The following is a 16,076-nucleotide window of genomic DNA, read 5'->3' as shown; positions in this document are numbered from 1 at the left end:
CTCAGTACGCTGGATACAGGGGCTGAAACCGGGTTTCTGCTGGGCATAGTTCACAGCCTCTGCCCCAGCCTGAGAAACCCGGGTGCTTTACCAAGGAGAAATTGGCTATGGCCTCCGTACAGGTTTCGTCGAATGGATCGCGCTACGGCCAAGACGTGGCTCTGCGCCAGTTCCAGCTCGCCGTCGATGAACCCGCTTCGGTGGGCGGCGATGACCGGGGGCCAACCCCCACCGAGCTGCTGCTAGCGGCCCTGGGCAGCTGCAAAGCGATCACGATTAAAATGTACGCCGAGCGCAAAAAGTGGCCGTTGGAAAATGTCTTTGTGGCCGTCGATAGCCACCCCGCCGATCGCCCCACTACAGAGGGGCAGTCGGAGATTAAGGCCTACGTGACCCTGGTGGGCGATCTGACCGACGAGCAGCGCAATCGCCTGCGGGAGATCGGCGATCGCTGCCCGGTCCACCGCCTGATCAGCGCCGGGGCCAACATTCACACGGTGCTAACCCACCCAGATGACCATGGAACGGGGGAAGGCTAACCGCAAAGCTGCTCCGGCAATCGCTGCATGGTGCGCTCAAATACGGCCGGATCGTCCAGTGCCCGCGCCATAATCAGCGCGCCCTGAATGGCGATCAAGGCGTCTTCGCTGCGCTCCTGGGCCAGGGTCTCATCCATGCCGCTGGCGACGAGAACGGCGGCGATCGCCCCCATCCACCGCTGCAACATCCGCTGCACCTGGGGCTGAAAGTCGTCCTTGGCAGAACCCAGCATCAGCGCCGCTAGCATACAGGGCTTTTCGCCGTGGCTGTAGGCAGATTGAATGCGATCGCCCATGCGCCCCAGCCGGGTCAGGGCATCCCCCTCAACCGCCAGGGCATCCACCGCCGTGTCTTGCAACCACTGGTCGAGGGCGGCGAGCACCGTCTCCACCATATCGTCCTTGCCGCCGGGGAAGTGGTGGTAGAGACTGGCTTTGCCCAGGCCCGTGGCCTCAGAAATTTTTGACAGGCTGACCCCGTCGTAGCCGTACTGCCGAAACAGGTCAAGCAGGGGCGGCACATAGGACTGTTTAGCCGGGGTTTGCTTCGCCATCAGAATCTGACTCCAATTTTTTCCAATCCTGTTGACATTATACCGAACGTTCAGTACAGTGAATTTGTACCGATCGTTCGGTACTCAGTTATTGCCTTTCCACCTCTAGGAGGTGTCTATGCAACTCACCAAAGCCATGCTCGATCAGCGGGCTGACCATATTTACGATGTCCTTGTCGTGGGCGGTGGGACCGCCGGACTTTCCGCCGGTATTTATCTCCAGCGCTACTTGCTCTCGACGCTGATGATCGACAAGGGCAAGGCCCGCTCCTTCTGGATGCAGGAGCTGCACAACTACCTGGGTTTACCGCCAGATACTCCCGGCCGCGAGGTGCTGAAACAGGGCAAAACCCACTATTTAGATCTCGATGGCGACTACCTCAACGGCTATGTAGAAGCCGTGGTCGACGAGGGCGACACCTTTGCGGTGCGCGTTCGCATTGGCCGCAAAAACCCCACCTACCGGGTGTTTCGCAGCCGCTACCTGATCGCCGCCAGCGGCATTATCGACCACCTGCCCCAGCTGGCCGACATGCAAAACGTGTTCGACTACGCTGGCTACAACCTGCACGTATGTCTGATCTGTGACGGCTACGAAATGCGCGACCGGCGGGCCGGGGTGTTTGGCAGCAGCCCCGGCAGCCTGGAGGTGGCTTTTCCCCTGGGCTGGTTTACGCCCCACATCACGCTGTTTACCAACGGCGGCTTTGAGGTGGGTGAGGAATTTCGCGATCGCATCACCGCCGCTAGCTATACCCTAATCGAGCAGCCGATCAAACAGTTCCTCGGCGAAAATCACGTCATGTCTGGAGTTGAGCTAGCCGACGGTACCGTTGTCGAGCTGGATACCGGCCTGGTTTCCATGGGTTCCAAGTACCACGCCGACTACCTCAAAGGCCTTGAGCTGGACTACAGCGGCGGCAACCTGGTCACCGACGCCATGAACCGCACCTCCCACCCTCGCATCTTCGCCGTAGGCGATCTGAAGGTGGGCATGAACCAGGTCGCGATCGCCGCCGCCGACGGAGCCCAGGCCGCCACCCAAATCTGGCGCGACATTCGCCGGGTAGAGGGGACGCGCAGACCTGGGGCGATCGCCGCGTAGGGGGATGAGGGGATGAGGGGATGAGGGGATGAGGGGATGAGGGCAACCTTTTTAATGTCCTAAACATCTACATCTTCTCCACCTCTCTCACCTCCCTCACCCTCTCCATCTCCTCACCCTCCCCATCTCCTCACCTTCCCCACCTTCCCACTATCCCCACAACCGGAGACCTCCCATGGCTATCACCCAAGGCGCCCACCATATCGGGCTGACTGTTCCCGACCTGAATGCCGCTCGCGATTTTTTCGTGGATGTGCTGGAATTCAAGCAGGTGGCCGAAAAGCCTGACTATCCCGCCTGTTTTGTGTCCGATGGCACCACGCTAATCACCCTCTGGCAGGCGGTTGACCCCGCCAACGCCACCGCGTTCGATCGCAAAAGCAACCTCGGCCTGCATCACTTTGCCCTCAAGGTAGACGGCTTAGAAACCCTGAATGCCCTCCACCAAAAGCTAGCCACCACCGAGGGTGTGCAGATCGAGTTTGCCCCCGAATCCCTGGGCGGCGGCACCACCCACCACATGATGTTCTACATTCCCGGCGGCATTCGCATGGAGCTGATTGCCCTGGGCGGCTAAAGGCCTGTTCACTGATCTTTTGAAATTTAACCCCCTGCCATTAATTGCGATCGCACTCTAGGAGCAACAACAGCTATGGCTATTCCCGGTTGGCAACGACCTGAATCGCCCTTCCATGCAGGCGAACGCGCCATTCAGGGCAAACTGGGCGGCGTTGAGCGCATGGACACCCTGGGGCGCCGGATGATTCGCGATTTTTTGCCGGAGCAGCATCAGCAGTTCTATGCCCAGCTGTCTTATCTGATGGTTGGCAGCGTGGATGGCGAGGGCAACCCCTGGGCCTCGATCTTGGTGGGTGAACCGGGGTTTGTCGCCTCACTCGACGATCGCACGCTGGCCATTTCTGCCCGGCCCCTGTTTGGCGACCCGCTCAACGATACCCTTATTGCTGGGGCTAACCTCGGCTTTCTCGGTATCGAGCTGCACACCCGCCGCCGCAATCGAGTAAACGGCGTCGTAAAAGCAATTCATTCCGGCGGGTTCGATGTGCAGGTGGGGCAAACCTTTGGCAACTGCCCCAAATACATCCAATCGAGGCGGTTTGACCTGCGCGAGTTTGACCCGGCTGAGGCCAGGCCGATACATGCCCTCACTGCGCTGGGGGATGCGGAACGAGAAGCGATCGCCGCCGCCGATACCTTCTTTATCGCCACCGCCTACCTGGCCGAGTCTGCCGGTGCCGCCAAGGGCGTCGATGTTTCCCACCGGGGCGGCAACCCAGGATTTGTCCAGGTTGAGGGCAATACTCTGACTGTGCCCGACTTTGCGGGCAACTGCCACTTCAACACCTTCGGCAATATTGAACTCAACCCCCGCGCCGGGCTAACGTTTATCGACTTCGCAACCGGCCATATGCTCTACCTCACCGGCATCGCCGAAGTGATCTGGGACAGCGATCCCAAAACTGCCGCCTACGCCGGAGCAGAGCGCCTGCTGCGCTTCCACATGACCCAGGGTCTGCGCGTAGAAAGCAGCCTGCCCCTCACCTGGTCGACCCCAGAGGTCTCACCTTTCTTAGAAACCACCGGCCCCTGGCAAAACCCTGAATAATAGATGTGACATCACCCCCCTCTCCCACCTCTCCTACCTCTCCCACCTCTCCTACCTCTCCCACCTCTCCATTCCCCTACCCTCCCCATCCCCTCATCATCCCCATCCCCTCACCTTCCCCATCCCCTCATCATCCCCATCCCCTCACCTTCCCCATCCCCTCATCATCCCCATCCCCTCACCTTCCCCATCACCCCTCCCCCCCTCCACCCATGAAACTCCACGCCGACCTCACCCAGCGCATCGTCCTCGCCACCCCCGATCTGCCCTGGCTCGACTCCCCCATGCCCGGCGTTCAGCGCCGCATGCTCGATCGCGATGGTGAAGAAGTCGCCCGCGCCACCTCTCTGGTTCGCTACGCCCCCGGCAGCGCCTTTTCGCCCCACACCCACGGCGGCGGCGAAGAATTTTTCGTGCTCGAAGGCGTCTTTTCAGACGAGCACGGCGACTACCCGGCGGGCACCTACGTGCGCAACCCGGTAGGGTCGACCCACACACCTTCCAGCCGCGAGGGCTGCACTATTTTGGTCAAACTCTGGCAGATGCACCCCGACGACCAAACCCAGGTGGTGGTCGATACCACCGCATCCCCCTGGTCCCCCGGCCTGGTGGATGGCCTGCGGGTCATGCCTCTGCACACCTACGGCACCGAGAATGTTGCCCTGGTGAAATGGGCACCGGGCACCCAGTTTCAGCCCCACACCCACTGGGGCGGCGAAGAGATTTTTGTGCTGGAGGGCGTGTTTTCTGACGAGTACGGCGATTACCCAATGGGCACCTGGCTGCGCAGCCCCCACGGCAGCCGCCACACCCCCTTTAGCCGCGAGGGCTGCACAATCTACGTCAAGACCGGGCATTTGGTCGAGGCCAAGGTGCCCAGCAATGCTGGATAGCTATACAACAGCTTTTTAGCGCGCCTGTAGCAAGCCTCAGCTTTTTGGCCTTTGCCTTGGCCCTGGTTGGTATCCATCAGGCCGGAAAGGCCGGTGCCGTTCCTGGCGTCAGCCCAGCCTGGGGGTTAGCGCGCAGGCAAAAATCTATGTCTCTAAAACTGCCTTTAGTCTGATTCCTAAAACACATTTGTTTGCAAAAGTTAAAGTGCAGTAAGCATGACCCAAAGCAAGCAGGCTAGCTCCGTCATGATATTTCAAGCCAACGACTGGAATCGCTGGAATCAACTACTGGTGGGAGCATCGATCCTGATATTTTTGCCCCTCCAGGTGCCGCAGATCCTCCGCAACATGGAGCTGATTGCTAGCGACGACCCGAAGGCGATCGCGATGCTGGTTGTCATTCCCGCCCTGGGATACGCCTCCGGTATGTTGGGCAACCTGCTGCTGATGAATTTTTTGGTGGGCGAAAACGAGCTGTGGGGTTCTGTGATTCAGGCCGTCGGCATGCTGACCTCAGCCGTCGTTTTGACCCAGCTCTACTCGGTGGGTTTAGTACCTGGCCTATTCTTTATTCCTTTTGTAATGGCTTTAGCCATCGGCCTGGTTTTCAATGCGCTGAACTTTGGCCTGAGCGAAACGAAAATCTGGACTGAGCGAATTTGGCCAACCTGGCAGAATGGCCTGCGCATTGTCGGTTTAGTTGCCCTGCCGGTCTTCATCGTTTTGCAGATCCGCGACGCTTTTTGGCCGGAGCTACCCCTCTGGCCCAGCGGCATCGGGTTTGGGCTGCTGGCAAGCTTTCTCGTTCTGGGGTTTATTCGCCGCCAGGCTGAGTCTTTTCCTGATTTTTTTGCAGAGCGCAACCGCTGGCGGCGCAAAGTCCTAGAGCAGAGCGAATGGCTGGATGCTTGGCTCAGGCGCGGTTGGCAGGGTCTGGCGGGCTGGGTTGCCAATCTGTTGTTTATGTTTGGTCCCCTGGCCCAGTGCATCAATGGATTGGTGCATCCCGATAGCCTGGCGGCGCTGGCTCTTTCCACTCAGTTTCTCTGTGTGGTGGGGCATCTGCTGATGTTTTCCCGATCCGGAACGCTGCTGGTGCAGGAGAAAGATCGCATCTGGTGCTTTGGCAGCATTTGGGAAATTGCCCTGCGATCGGCAATTGTTTTTTGCATTATGGCGGCGGGATTGCTTTCACCCCTGGTAGTTTCTATTTATCTCGTTTTTGTGATTGGCTATGTCGCCTTCGTCTTTGTGATGGCCAAGCGCGACTATCCGGAGGGTTCGTTGCTCACGACGATTGGGTTTTTGGCCTTTGGAAAACAGCAAGCGACTGCCGATTCAGAAATGGCGATGAACTAACTCGAGCGGCAGGGCAGAGACGAACAAATTTAGGCATAGAGGCATTTGGCGTGGGGAAGGTCGCCATTTTCCTCAGCCAAATAATGTTGAACAATGCTTTTTAAGCAATCAATGCCCTGTTCGCCGCTGACCTCAAAACCGCTAGAGATTTTGCCTGGGCGCGATCGCACGCCCCTACTGGGTTTTCATCCAGTCAACGCACTTTTGCATCTGCTGGGCCATGGCAGCTTTGTCGGCGTGGTGGCGGCGACCGTGGCCAGGCAGCACCCACTCGAAGTCGTAGCCAGCGAGCTTTTCCATCGATTTAACCTGTTCGGGCCAGGAATACCAGCAGTAGCGTCGAAAGGCGTAGAGCTGGTGCAGCCGCACCGACCAGGCCAGGTGATCGCCCGTGAACAAAACGCGATTGTCGTAGAGCAGCACCGTGTGCCCTTTGCTGTGCCCCGGCACCGGAATAATGGTGAGATCGGGGGCAAACGCGATCGGATCGGTGCCCTGGAGCTGAATTTCTACCGAGGCGGTGTCGGTGGTAACGTCGTCGGTGTGGAGAATGCGCTCGCAGCCAAAATGGTCGCGAAACTGCTGGTGGTCGGCCACATCATCCCGGTGGGTGAGGTACATGTAGCGCACGCCGCCCAGCGCTTCGAGCTGCTTGACTAGGGGAGCGGCGAAGCGGGGCGAGTCGACCAGCAGATTGCCCTCGGGCCGCTGAATGAAGTAGCTAGCTGCCCCGTAGGACTTTTCCGAGTGGTAGCCGCAGTGGTAGACGTTTTCGGTGATGGGAATGGGGAAACTGGCCTGGGCCGCTTTCATATCTTTGGGCGGCTCCACGGTGCCAATGGAGGCGGTGGGGCAGGCGAGCACGGCCTGGAGCGCGGCTAGGCGTTCGGCCTCTGTTTTGGGCTGGTGAAAGACCGCAGACTGGTCACCGTCTCGGGTGAAGATATCGGGAGCCATCCAGCGGCAGGTGTCGCAGTCAATGCAGGAGCTATCGACGTAGATGTCGCCGTCTACGTTTTGCGATCGGCGGGCGGTGAGGTGTGCCATGGTCGTTACCTATCGATGCTTTGAGTCTATCGCTGGGGAGGGGCGATCGTGGGGTGTTGCTCAATAACCTTATTTTAGAAATAGGGCCATGCCGCAGAGGTGATAACGATTGTCTTCCCCAGTGTTCTGGAAGTCTGCAAACTGTAGCGCAGGAGCCTCTCCATGACTCAGCACGTCTTGCTTTTGGGAGGGTTGGGCCGCATTGGCAGCAGCGTTGCCCAAGATTTGCTCGCCCATACCGACGCCACTTTAACCCTGGCTGGTCGGCGGTCGGCGGATGAGGTCAACCTGACCCATCCCCGGCAGCGCTACCTGGCTTTGGATGTGGCCGACGGCGATGGCCTGCGCCGGGCGATCGCGCCCTGCGATCTGGTAATTCACACCGCTGGCCCCTTTAGCTATCGCGACAGCCAGGTGCTGCAAACCTGCCTCGATTTGGGCGTCAACTACCTCGATGTGGCCGACAACCCGCCCTACGTGGAGCGGGCGCTGGCCCTCAGCCAGCAGGCGGCGGCGGCGGGGGTAACGGCGATCGTCAGCACGGGCGTTTTCCCCGGTATTTCCAACAGCATGGCTCGCCAGGGGGTAGAGGCGCTGGAGCAGCCCGAGGCGATTCATATCAGCTATGTGGTAGCGGGCTCGGGCGGGGCCGGAATAACCGTCCTGCGCACGACGTTTCTGGAGTTGCAGCACCCGATCACGGCCTGGGTGGAGGGCCATTGGCAGGCGATCGCGCCCTACAGCCAGCGGCAGCGAGTCACCTTCCCGGCCCCCTACGGCGACTGCGCCGTGTACTGGTTCAACACCGTTGAGGCCATGACGCTGCCCCGCTCATTTCCGGTGCAGACGGTAATAACTAAATTTGGATCGCTGCCCGACATTTACAACCACCTCACCTGGCTGATGGCCCACGCCGTGCCCAAGGGCTGGCTGCGACAGCCCAAAACTATCGAGTCCCTGGCCCAGATCAGCTATCGCATGACCCAGGTGAGCGATCGCGTTAGCGGCATCGGCATTGCCATGCGGGTCGATGTGCAGGGGCAGCACCGGGGTTCCCCCACCACGGCAACCAGCACGTTTGTTTGTCCAGACACCGCCCGTGCGGCGGGTGCGGGTGCGGGCAGCGTGGCCCAGCTGTTATTGTCGGGTCAGCTTCACCAGCCGGGGGTGTGGCCGGTGGAGCAGGCCCTGACAACGCCCCAATTTTTGAGCATGTTGCAGCAGCGACATTTGGCAATTCAGCATCAGTAGATCGAAAACTCATGTGGGCATAGGTAGATATACAGCCCGGGCGAGGGGGAAACGTCGCTCAATGACTTGGCGGATGAAAGAGAGCATGGTTTTGAGCGGAAAACACTCTTGAAAGACCCGTCTGCTGCCTCGTCGGGTCGCACTGACGGCCTGCCACAGGAGGTACACCCAGAGGTTAACCAGAATAAAGGCTAGGGCAACGTAGAGCAGGCGCAGCACCGGATTCTTGGTGGTCGAGCGGATGCGGGCCTGATTTTTGATGCGGTAGCTGGTCTCAATGCCGAAGCGGTCGCGGTAATGACGATGCACCTGCGACCACGCCACCTTGGCCCGATAGACCACGTAGAGCAGGTATTGGATGCCGTGCTTCCCTTGAGCCCCGTTGCGGTAACGGCAGACCACCACCATGGGGCAGGTCACTGAACCATGGGCGGTGCTGCTGAGGGTGTAGTCGGTCAGATAACTGCGTCGTCCTCGGCAAAGCGCCCGGGTGCCGCCCGTTTTGCCCCGGATGATGGCGGGCATGATGAACGGCAACTTCAACGCCATCAACCAGCGAATCACCGGCACACTATAGAATCCCCGGTCGAGATAGAGCCGTTCCACCTTAACGGCTAAGGGGTTCATCGCGTCAAGTAGGCGAGTGATAATCGCCACAGCCGTCTCGCCCCGCCGCACCGCATGGATAGCCAGCGTCACCCGCCGATGGGCACGAATTACGTACACCGTGGCGTAGGCAAAAAAGGATGTGGTGCCTGCTTTGGCTTGAGAGCGATAGATATAGGGGGCTTCTGCCTCACTCGGCTGACCGTAATAGGGCAAGAGATGCAGGTCGATGGCTAAGCGATGGCGATGATTGACGATGCCCGAGGGGAGATGGCTTTGCAGGGCCGCATTCACCTGTTGCTCGACTGTCGTCCTATCCTCAAATTTGTCCAAGTGGTAGCGGAGATCATTGACCGTGGGCACTCCAGTGAGCTGTTGGGCCGCATGCTCAACGCTGTCGTGATGGCTCGCCGCCCACAGCAACACTTCGTAGAGGGTCTCCGGCTGGCACTCCCCTTGCATGGGCACCGGCAGATGAGCTTTCAAGCACTCAGGGCAGCACTCAAGGTCACCTCGTCCGTCAACGCTGGCGTAGGGGATACTGAAGGGGGGCAGGTTGTCATGGCTTTTCGTCCAATTCTTCTTGCCTGACCCTACCCCTTTTCTACAGATTCAGCCCCTGTCTCGATTCTTTGTGATCTACTGAGCATCTTTAGGCCGTAAGTCGGTCAGCACCAGACGGCTAATGATGCACTGCCATTTCGTTTCCAGCTGAGAAATTGTGAAGATAAGGCGCAGCGGAGGCTTGTGCCGTTTGCGGAACTGCCCTTTACCCCTTGCAACTCTCGGCGCGCCAGCTAAGGCTACAGAGATGAACAGCGAATCTCCAGCTGATGTGAAGAAGTATCTTGGGGGCTACCGATTACAAAGCGAGATTTGCCTTGGTAGAGAGCATATTTTCAGCGGCAGCCTGAGAGAGCGGACGAGAAAAGAGATATCCTTGGCCCTGATCACAGTTAAGATTTTTGAGATAGGCTAGCTGCTCTACGGTTTCAATCCCTTCAGCAATAACGGTCATTCCCAAGTTTTGAGCCAACCCAATAATCGCTTGAATAATTTTACCCTCATGCCGTTGTAGGCTCTGGACAAACGAGCGATCGATTTTGAGGGTGTCGACAGGCAAATCATTCAAATACTGAAGCGAAGAGTAGCCTGTGCCAAAGTCGTCAAGGCTGAGCTGTACCCCGATGGCTCTCAGCTGTTCGAGGCGCTCAGTAATGGTCTGGGCAGTTTCTATCAAAATACTTTCGGTGATTTCTAACTTAATGCTGGTCGGTGGCAGGTGGTATCGATTCAACGCATCTTGAATGCGAAATACTATGTCGGACTGGGCAAACTGCCGAGCCGAGATATTAAAGCTCATGCTCAACAAGGGATTGGCAAATGCCACTTGCCACTGTTGTAGTTGTCGGCACCCTTCTTCGATCACCCAATTCCCCAGGGGAACCACAAGACCCGTTTCTTCAGCAATAGGAATGAAATGGCCTGGTAAAACTAGGCCATCGATTGGGTGTAGCCAACGACTGAGGGCCTCAAAACCAAGGATTTCACCCGTTTCGAGGGAAACAATAGGCTGATAATAAAGTTGAAAGGGATGGCAAGCTTCATTGCGCAGTTGCTCTACAGCAGAGCGCAGGCCTTGCTCCATGCGGAGGTTGGCAAGGGCTGAGGCATGCATCGTTTGATCAAAGACAACATATCTTTTCTCGCCGTTAGCTTTAGCCTGATACATTGCCATGTCGGCGTCGCGCAGCATATCCTCAAGCTGAAAATAGTTCCCAGAAGAATGAACAATGCCAATACTCACCGAGGCAATGACTTCATAGGCTCCAATTTTTAAAGGTACGGCGAGGGCAGCCTGCAAACAATCAGCCAGTTGACAAGCTTTCTTTAAACCTTGAGCTTGATCAAGCAAAATAGCAAATTCGTCTCCTCCAAGCCGAGCAAACACAGCCTGTGACCCTATGCAGTTTCTTGCTCTTTGCACAAATGCTTGCAAAAACTGATCGCCGACGGTATGTCCTAAACCATCATTGACCAGCTTGAACCGATCTATGTCTAGCAGCAATACGGCAAATTCGTTGACTGAGGACGATGAGTTCAACCGATCTAGCTGGCGCTGCTTTAACTTTAATTGGAGTTGCTCCGTAAAAAAGGCGCGATTAGCTAACTGGGTCAGATCGTCATAAAGAGCCTGATGTCGTAAGCGCTCGCCAATTAAATGATTTTTAGTTGCAATGCTGGCTAGATGAGCAGCGGTCTTCATAATTTGGATGTGATCTTGGCTAGCCCCACAGGGAACCTGGTGGGAGAGGGCAAAGGTACCTAAAACTTCACCTGTTTTAGAGAAGAAAGGAATTGACCAACAGGCTTTTATATTGTGAGATAAGGCCAAATCTCGAAAGGGCGCCCAGAGGGGATCAATCGCAATATCATTGGCAAATACGGCTTCACCACGGTACGCTGCTGTTCCACAAGACCCCGCCTGTTCACCAATTACTAATCCATTCAGGGCGCGAGCATAGTCTTCGGGCAAGCTAGGGGCCACACCCGAACATAAGGTTTTACTGCTCTCATCCATCAGCAACACTGAGCAAAAAGCACCCGGTAGTTCTTGTTCTAAAAGTAAACAGAGACTGTTTAAGATTCTGGTCAGCGCAAAACCGGAGGCCACTTGTTCAAGCACTTGCGTTTGAGCCACCAGGAGTGCTTCGGATCGTTTTCGCTCTGCCGCAGTGACTAATAGCTGAGTGATAATCTGTAAAAATTGACTTTCACTAGGGGTTAATGCATGGGGATAGTGGGTGTACACCGTAAGCACGCCTAGGGATGCATTACGGCCTAAGAGGATGTATCCGGCCCCGTGCATATGAGCAGGAAGTAATTTCTGTAGGCCATCATGCACAGAGCATGATGCGCCGGCCGAAAGAGATGCTGGGTCGTTGGCATTGAGCCAATAGGTGAAATCTGAAACCTCTTGAATGCTAGTACAACTGGGCTCAACAATAGTCTGAGTACTAGCGATGCGGCGTAGTTTTTGCCCATCTGATAGAACTTGCCAATAGTCGCTGCCGCTTACACCAAGCACCTGTGCAACTAACGTAACTGCCTTTTGGAATAGATCAACTAGTGGAAGTTGAGATAGGGCAGATTGGCTAAGTTGTGTAATCACTCGCTGATATTCAAGCGTGGTGGAGAGCTGATTTCCATCAACTCTTAAGCCTCCATTCTGTTGTATTCGGTGCTTCATTTCAGGTTCTCCTTACAATTGTCTCAACGATTGTTGAGCTATCTAAATGCAGCAACCCAGGATTTTTGAGGCCAGCACTGCAAACCTTGAGCTTCCTCTGGCTTTCCTGGTCTTGATTCCCTTGAAACACGATTACAACCTGGGTTTTCTTAATTAGACGACAAAAACTGCTAGTAGCGTTACCTTGAGAATAAGCATTAAATGTGACAGGCTCGTGAGTTGGTCAGGGATATTTTTACGTATATCTACGCATATTTACTGTTTTTAATTAACTTTTCCCCCTCATTTGCCTGCGCCTGATTTAAACGAGTGCGATTAAAGGCGCGTTGGCGCCAGTGGCTAAGCCAAGATGTGTAGCAATAGTCACGTTGGTTAGGACATCTAGAAGCCCTATGGGCGTTCAAACGTTCATAGGAGAAATGTCTTAACCAGACTGGCTACAGCTATAGCGCTGGCGAGGTACCGCAGATAGCCCTGTGCCGTTTCAGCCAACGCATTCTGCAAAGCCAAACAACTAAATAAGGGGGTGTAGGTAGCCTACACCCCCTTACTTTAAGGAGTTGCTATTGATTCATGCCTCATAGAGGCTACCTTCTAGCAGAATTGTTTGGCCGTGCTAAACCGCAGCAACAGTGAGTATGGTCTGCTCTGCCGATGACGAACTCACTGTGGGTTCCTCTGCCGTAGCTGTGGTTATCTCCGGTATCTGAATGCCCAGCACCTGATCGTAGGCGTCTTCCACCTGGTGCGACTGGGTCAGCACCTGGTCATCCAGCTGGTTGAGCCGCTTGATTTCGGCCTCGCGGTCGATCTCGCGGGATTCCTTCTGCCTGACCAGCTCGCTCAGCTCGGTTTTGCGGGCGGCGATGTCTTCGTTCATGCGTTTGACTACCTCCTGCTGGTAGGTCTCAAAGCACTCTTTCACCACCTGGTAGACCACAAAGGACTGCTCCTGGGCCACCTGGGGCAGCAGGTTGCTGAGTTCCGCCTTCATAGTGGTCACCACCTTGCGGCGGGCCTGTTCAGCGCTCCAGCTGCCCAGGCCCAGACCCGCCAGCGCAATGCCGATGGGGCCGAGGAAAATGTCGGTCACCAGGGCAAAGGCGATGGTGATGGCGGTGGCACCCACCAGGTTCATCAGCACTTGCCGCCAGTTAAACAGGCCGGTACCGGCCATGGCGATCGCCCCCACATCCCCAGTGGTCAGAGCGTAGAGGCCGACCGCCCACTTGGCCCAGCCGGGGGAGGTCTCTTCCCGGCTGAGGTGAGCGCGGGGCACCACGCGATCGCCGGTAAGTTTCTGGTTGATCTGATCGGTCAGGTGGCTGTACGATTCGCCGTGCTTAAAGGCCTGGTGGGCCAGCTCAATAAAGGCCTGATCGATGTCGCGCTGGGCGTCTTTGCTCCAGAGGGCAATTTTGTCGGCGAGGTAACGCTCAAAGGCGGTCTTTAGCGCTGCTTCAAACTCCTGGCGCTTCTCTTTGCGCAGAAAGTCGAGGAACTTGAGTTCGGGCTGATAGCGAACGAAATCGGCCTCAAAGGTCTCGTCCAGGCGGGTCAAAAAGTCGCGGAAGGAGGTGGTGATGTCGCCAGCTTTGCGCTCGCCGACGACGCGAATTTCGTCTTTGAACTGGTCGCGAATGTCCACCAGCTGCTCAAACTCGGGCTGCACCGACCAGATCTTGTCCCGCAGCTCGTCGATGTCGTGGCCCAGCAGGGGAATGCGGCGCTCGATCGCATCGTGGGTGGTGCGGTAGGCCTGCCGGGCCAGAATTTTGGCCTGGCGCAGCTCGGCGATCGCCCGTTCCTTGGTGAGAAATGTGGTCAGCGCCTGCATGAATTCGCCAAAGCCGGTGCCCTCCAGGCTGCCCTCCTCGCCCTTGAGCCGCTGCCGCAGGGCCTGTAGGGAGGAAACCTCGAAGGTGCGACTGTCATATAGATCTTCCCCATCCAGCTGGCAGTAGGGGGATAAATTGGTGCGGAATACCTGGCGAACGCGGTCTTCGGCTTCTCGCAGTTCGGTCTCATCCTCAGGGTCCACCAGCCGGTTCTGGATCTCATCCCAGGCGTTGATCAGGAAAAAGGTGGTCAGGCCCCGGTCTTTGATGTAGTTGTCGAGGTAGCGCTGCTCGCTGAGGGTGAACTGCTGGGTGGCGCTGAGCACAAACAGAATGGCATGGCAGCTGTTGACGTAGTTGAGGGTGAGCTGGTTGCGCGCCTCGGTGTCGTTGAGTCCGGGGCTGTCGACAATCTCCACGCCCTTTTCCAGCATCGCCAGGGGATATTCCACCACGGCGTAGTCCACCTCGGGGAAGGCCAGGGTGCCCTCATCCTCTAGCTTTTTGGACTGATCGGGGCGGATGGTGTAGCGCTCTTTAAAGGCATCAAAGGAGAGGGATTCGGGCGATCGCCCGTCGTTGAAATGCACTGTCACCCGCTTCTCGGGGCCGTAGCGCAGAATGGTGAGCAGGGCGGTGCAGGGGTTGACGTCGGTGGGCAGCAGGTTTTCGCCCATCAGCGCGTTGAGAAAGGTGCTCTTGCCCCGCTTCATGTCGCCCAGCACCAGCAGGCGAAAGACTTCTGAGGAAAGATTTTGGCTGGCGGTGTTGAGATCGGCGATCACAGGGTTCAGGCCCAGCTGTCCAGAGGTGTTGTCGAGCTGTTCGGAGTCATCCAGGGTGGTGGCCATGGCGGCCAGATAAGCGGCAAATTCCTGGCGCGTTTTGGCGACTTTATCTAAGTCTTGAATAAAGCTGTCGGCTTTGTAGCTCATAGATTTTCAGGTCCTCCTGATAGGGTGAACAGGTCATTAAAGTGCCATCGCTCGCTCATTCAACACCGGCATAGGTCAGCTATTCACCTGAATAACTGACATGCAAAAACTGCCGACCTGACTGGTCGGCAGACAGCCGCACCATTCCCCTCATCCATAGAAAACTACAGCAATGATCGATGGGAAATGATGCTCTGCAATTCCATTTCCAGCGTAGAAATTGGCAACTTAGACCGTGGCGCTAGCTTGTGCCTATCGCCGAACTGTCCATTGCGCTTGGCAATTTGGGGTGTGCAGGGTGTAGTCGGTAGGACTGCGGGCGATCGCGGAGTTCAGGAGAAAGTCTTCAATGCAGCCTTCAGCCCCCGAGAAAACCTTCTAAGCGCTGCCCAATCAGGGTAGGGGTTAGGGAGGATTGGCCGCAGCTATTTTGATACCAGCAGTTCAATTTCTAGCGGCGAATAGGCCACCATGGCATTCAGTTCGCTGCACCAAAGGATCACCGAGTGATACTGGCGAATGGTTTCATTGATCGATGTAGATTCAGCCATCGGCACCGCAATGGGATAGCGATGTTTGCCCGCAGCGGCGTGCATTTTACCCAGAAACAAGGCATCCTGGCTATGCCTAGAATTATCAACGGGGACGGTTTCTTTAACCAAAACCAGGCTTAAATCTGGCCCTTGGGCAAGCAGATTAAAGGGGGTATAAAACTCCAGAAAAAGCTGATTGTTCTCGGCCACAATGCGGGCATCGGGGGTCATCATCCAGGCGCGATAGGCCGTGGCCAGGCTCTGGGAGGCCGCGTACAGCCGGGGCGGTGTCTCAAGCAGAGGCCGCAGGGGCACAACCGGGGGCGCGATCGCGCGATCGGCGGAGCTTAGCAATGCGTTGGCCAGTACCAGCAGCGGAGTGGCAACGGCGATCGCGCTACAGAGGGTCAACCGCCGGGTCGCCGTAGTGAGGGGAGAAGGAGCTTTCATGGCCACATCATCGTGGACGGGGCTGATAGCTACCTGAAGCGGGGTTAAGATTAAAATTGGAGAATTCTTAGCTAATCGATGCCCATTTC

The 16,076-nt window shown here is 56.8% G+C and carries 12 protein-coding genes and 1 pseudogene; 7 read left to right on the top strand and 6 right to left on the bottom strand.

Annotated elements, in window-relative coordinates; genetic code table 11:
• The first annotated feature begins 107 nt into the window (after positions 1-107).
• Entirely contained in the window at positions 108-539 is a 432-nt protein-coding gene (locus LEPTO7104_RS0121085) for an OsmC family protein (protein ID WP_017300579.1), read from the top strand.
• On the opposite strand, the gene LEPTO7104_RS0121080 is transcribed toward LEPTO7104_RS0121085, so the two are convergent.
• Positions 536-1,093 (bottom strand): TetR/AcrR family transcriptional regulator, encoded by a 558-nt coding sequence (locus LEPTO7104_RS0121080; RefSeq protein ID WP_017300578.1) that lies wholly within the window; start codon positions 1,091-1,093, stop codon positions 536-538. The genes LEPTO7104_RS0121085 and LEPTO7104_RS0121080 overlap by 4 nt on opposite strands.
• 118 nt (positions 1,094-1,211) lie before the next feature.
• Here LEPTO7104_RS0121080 and LEPTO7104_RS0121075 point away from each other — a divergent pair, with 118 nt between their 5' ends.
• The 5 genes from LEPTO7104_RS0121075 (at position 1,212) to LEPTO7104_RS0121055 (ending at position 6,077) form a co-directional block, all read left to right on the top strand.
• Positions 1,212-2,198, top strand: coding sequence for an NAD(P)/FAD-dependent oxidoreductase (locus tag LEPTO7104_RS0121075; protein ID WP_017300577.1), 987 nt, complete (start codon positions 1,212-1,214; stop codon positions 2,196-2,198).
• Positions 2,199-2,373: 175 nt separating this feature from the next.
• The gene (locus LEPTO7104_RS0121070) at positions 2,374-2,775 is read left to right on the top strand and encodes a VOC family protein (protein ID WP_017300576.1); all 402 of its coding nucleotides are present in this window, start codon (positions 2,374-2,376) and stop codon (positions 2,773-2,775) included.
• A gap of 75 nt (positions 2,776-2,850) precedes the next feature.
• Positions 2,851-3,825, top strand: a complete 975-nt coding sequence (locus tag LEPTO7104_RS0121065; RefSeq protein ID WP_017300575.1) for a pyridoxamine 5'-phosphate oxidase family protein — start codon at positions 2,851-2,853, stop codon at positions 3,823-3,825.
• Between the two features lie 212 nt (positions 3,826-4,037).
• Positions 4,038-4,718, top strand: a complete 681-nt coding sequence (locus tag LEPTO7104_RS0121060) for a cupin domain-containing protein (RefSeq protein WP_017300574.1) — start codon at positions 4,038-4,040, stop codon at positions 4,716-4,718.
• 216 nt (positions 4,719-4,934) lie between these two features.
• Positions 4,935-6,077: a hypothetical protein gene (locus LEPTO7104_RS0121055; protein ID WP_017300573.1), complete on the top strand. Its 1,143-nt coding sequence runs from the start codon at positions 4,935-4,937 to the stop codon at positions 6,075-6,077.
• Positions 6,078-6,251: 174 nt separating this feature from the next.
• Here the strand turns inward: LEPTO7104_RS0121055 and LEPTO7104_RS0121050 are convergent, their stop codons facing one another.
• A complete protein-coding gene (locus LEPTO7104_RS0121050) occupies positions 6,252-7,124 on the bottom strand; it encodes an MBL fold metallo-hydrolase (protein ID WP_017300572.1) in 873 nt (290 codons plus the stop codon).
• Positions 7,125-7,286: 162 nt separating this feature from the next.
• Between LEPTO7104_RS0121050 and LEPTO7104_RS0121045 the strand changes: the two genes are divergently transcribed.
• Positions 7,287-8,375, top strand: coding sequence for a saccharopine dehydrogenase family protein (locus LEPTO7104_RS0121045; RefSeq protein WP_017300571.1), 1,089 nt, complete (start codon positions 7,287-7,289; stop codon positions 8,373-8,375).
• Between the two features lie 9 nt (positions 8,376-8,384).
• On the opposite strand, the pseudogene LEPTO7104_RS34745 reads toward LEPTO7104_RS0121045, so the two are convergent.
• The 4 genes and pseudogenes from LEPTO7104_RS34745 to LEPTO7104_RS0121025 form a co-directional block, all read right to left on the bottom strand.
• Positions 8,385-9,544 (bottom strand): annotated as a pseudogene (locus tag LEPTO7104_RS34745) (ISH3 family transposase).
• A gap of 299 nt (positions 9,545-9,843) precedes the next feature.
• The gene (locus LEPTO7104_RS37210) at positions 9,844-12,231 is read right to left on the bottom strand and encodes a GGDEF domain-containing protein (protein ID WP_051158521.1); all 2,388 of its coding nucleotides are present in this window, start codon (positions 12,229-12,231) and stop codon (positions 9,844-9,846) included.
• Between the two features lie 616 nt (positions 12,232-12,847).
• On the bottom strand, positions 12,848-15,004 hold the full coding sequence (locus tag LEPTO7104_RS0121030) for a dynamin family protein (protein WP_017300568.1): 2,157 nt from the start codon (positions 15,002-15,004) through the stop codon (positions 12,848-12,850).
• Between the two features lie 425 nt (positions 15,005-15,429).
• Positions 15,430-15,987, bottom strand: a complete 558-nt coding sequence (locus LEPTO7104_RS0121025) for a DM13 domain-containing protein (RefSeq protein ID WP_017300567.1) — start codon at positions 15,985-15,987, stop codon at positions 15,430-15,432.
• Between the last annotated feature and the right edge of the window lie 89 nt (positions 15,988-16,076).

This window comes from Nodosilinea nodulosa PCC 7104 (assembly GCF_000309385.1).
Lineage (GTDB): Bacteria > Cyanobacteriota > Cyanobacteriia > Phormidesmidales > Phormidesmidaceae > Nodosilinea > Nodosilinea nodulosa.
This window is presented reverse-complemented; position numbering and strand designations above follow the sequence as displayed.

Coding starts and splice junctions, on each gene's coding strand:
- LEPTO7104_RS0121085 (WP_017300579.1), top strand. CDS start 108: ATGGCCTCCGTACAGGTTTCGTCGAATGGATCGCGCTACGGCCAAGAC.
- LEPTO7104_RS0121080 (WP_017300578.1), bottom strand. CDS start 1,093: ATGGCGAAGCAAACCCCGGCTAAACAGTCCTATGTGCCGCCCCTGCTT.
- LEPTO7104_RS0121075 (WP_017300577.1), top strand. CDS start 1,212: ATGCAACTCACCAAAGCCATGCTCGATCAGCGGGCTGACCATATTTAC.
- LEPTO7104_RS0121070 (WP_017300576.1), top strand. CDS start 2,374: ATGGCTATCACCCAAGGCGCCCACCATATCGGGCTGACTGTTCCCGAC.
- LEPTO7104_RS0121065 (WP_017300575.1), top strand. CDS start 2,851: ATGGCTATTCCCGGTTGGCAACGACCTGAATCGCCCTTCCATGCAGGC.
- LEPTO7104_RS0121060 (WP_017300574.1), top strand. CDS start 4,038: ATGAAACTCCACGCCGACCTCACCCAGCGCATCGTCCTCGCCACCCCC.
- LEPTO7104_RS0121055 (WP_017300573.1), top strand. CDS start 4,935: ATGACCCAAAGCAAGCAGGCTAGCTCCGTCATGATATTTCAAGCCAAC.
- LEPTO7104_RS0121050 (WP_017300572.1), bottom strand. CDS start 7,124: ATGGCACACCTCACCGCCCGCCGATCGCAAAACGTAGACGGCGACATC.
- LEPTO7104_RS0121045 (WP_017300571.1), top strand. CDS start 7,287: ATGACTCAGCACGTCTTGCTTTTGGGAGGGTTGGGCCGCATTGGCAGC.
- LEPTO7104_RS37210 (WP_051158521.1), bottom strand. CDS start 12,231: ATGAAGCACCGAATACAACAGAATGGAGGCTTAAGAGTTGATGGAAAT.
- LEPTO7104_RS0121030 (WP_017300568.1), bottom strand. CDS start 15,004: ATGAGCTACAAAGCCGACAGCTTTATTCAAGACTTAGATAAAGTCGCC.
- LEPTO7104_RS0121025 (WP_017300567.1), bottom strand. CDS start 15,987: ATGAAAGCTCCTTCTCCCCTCACTACGGCGACCCGGCGGTTGACCCTC.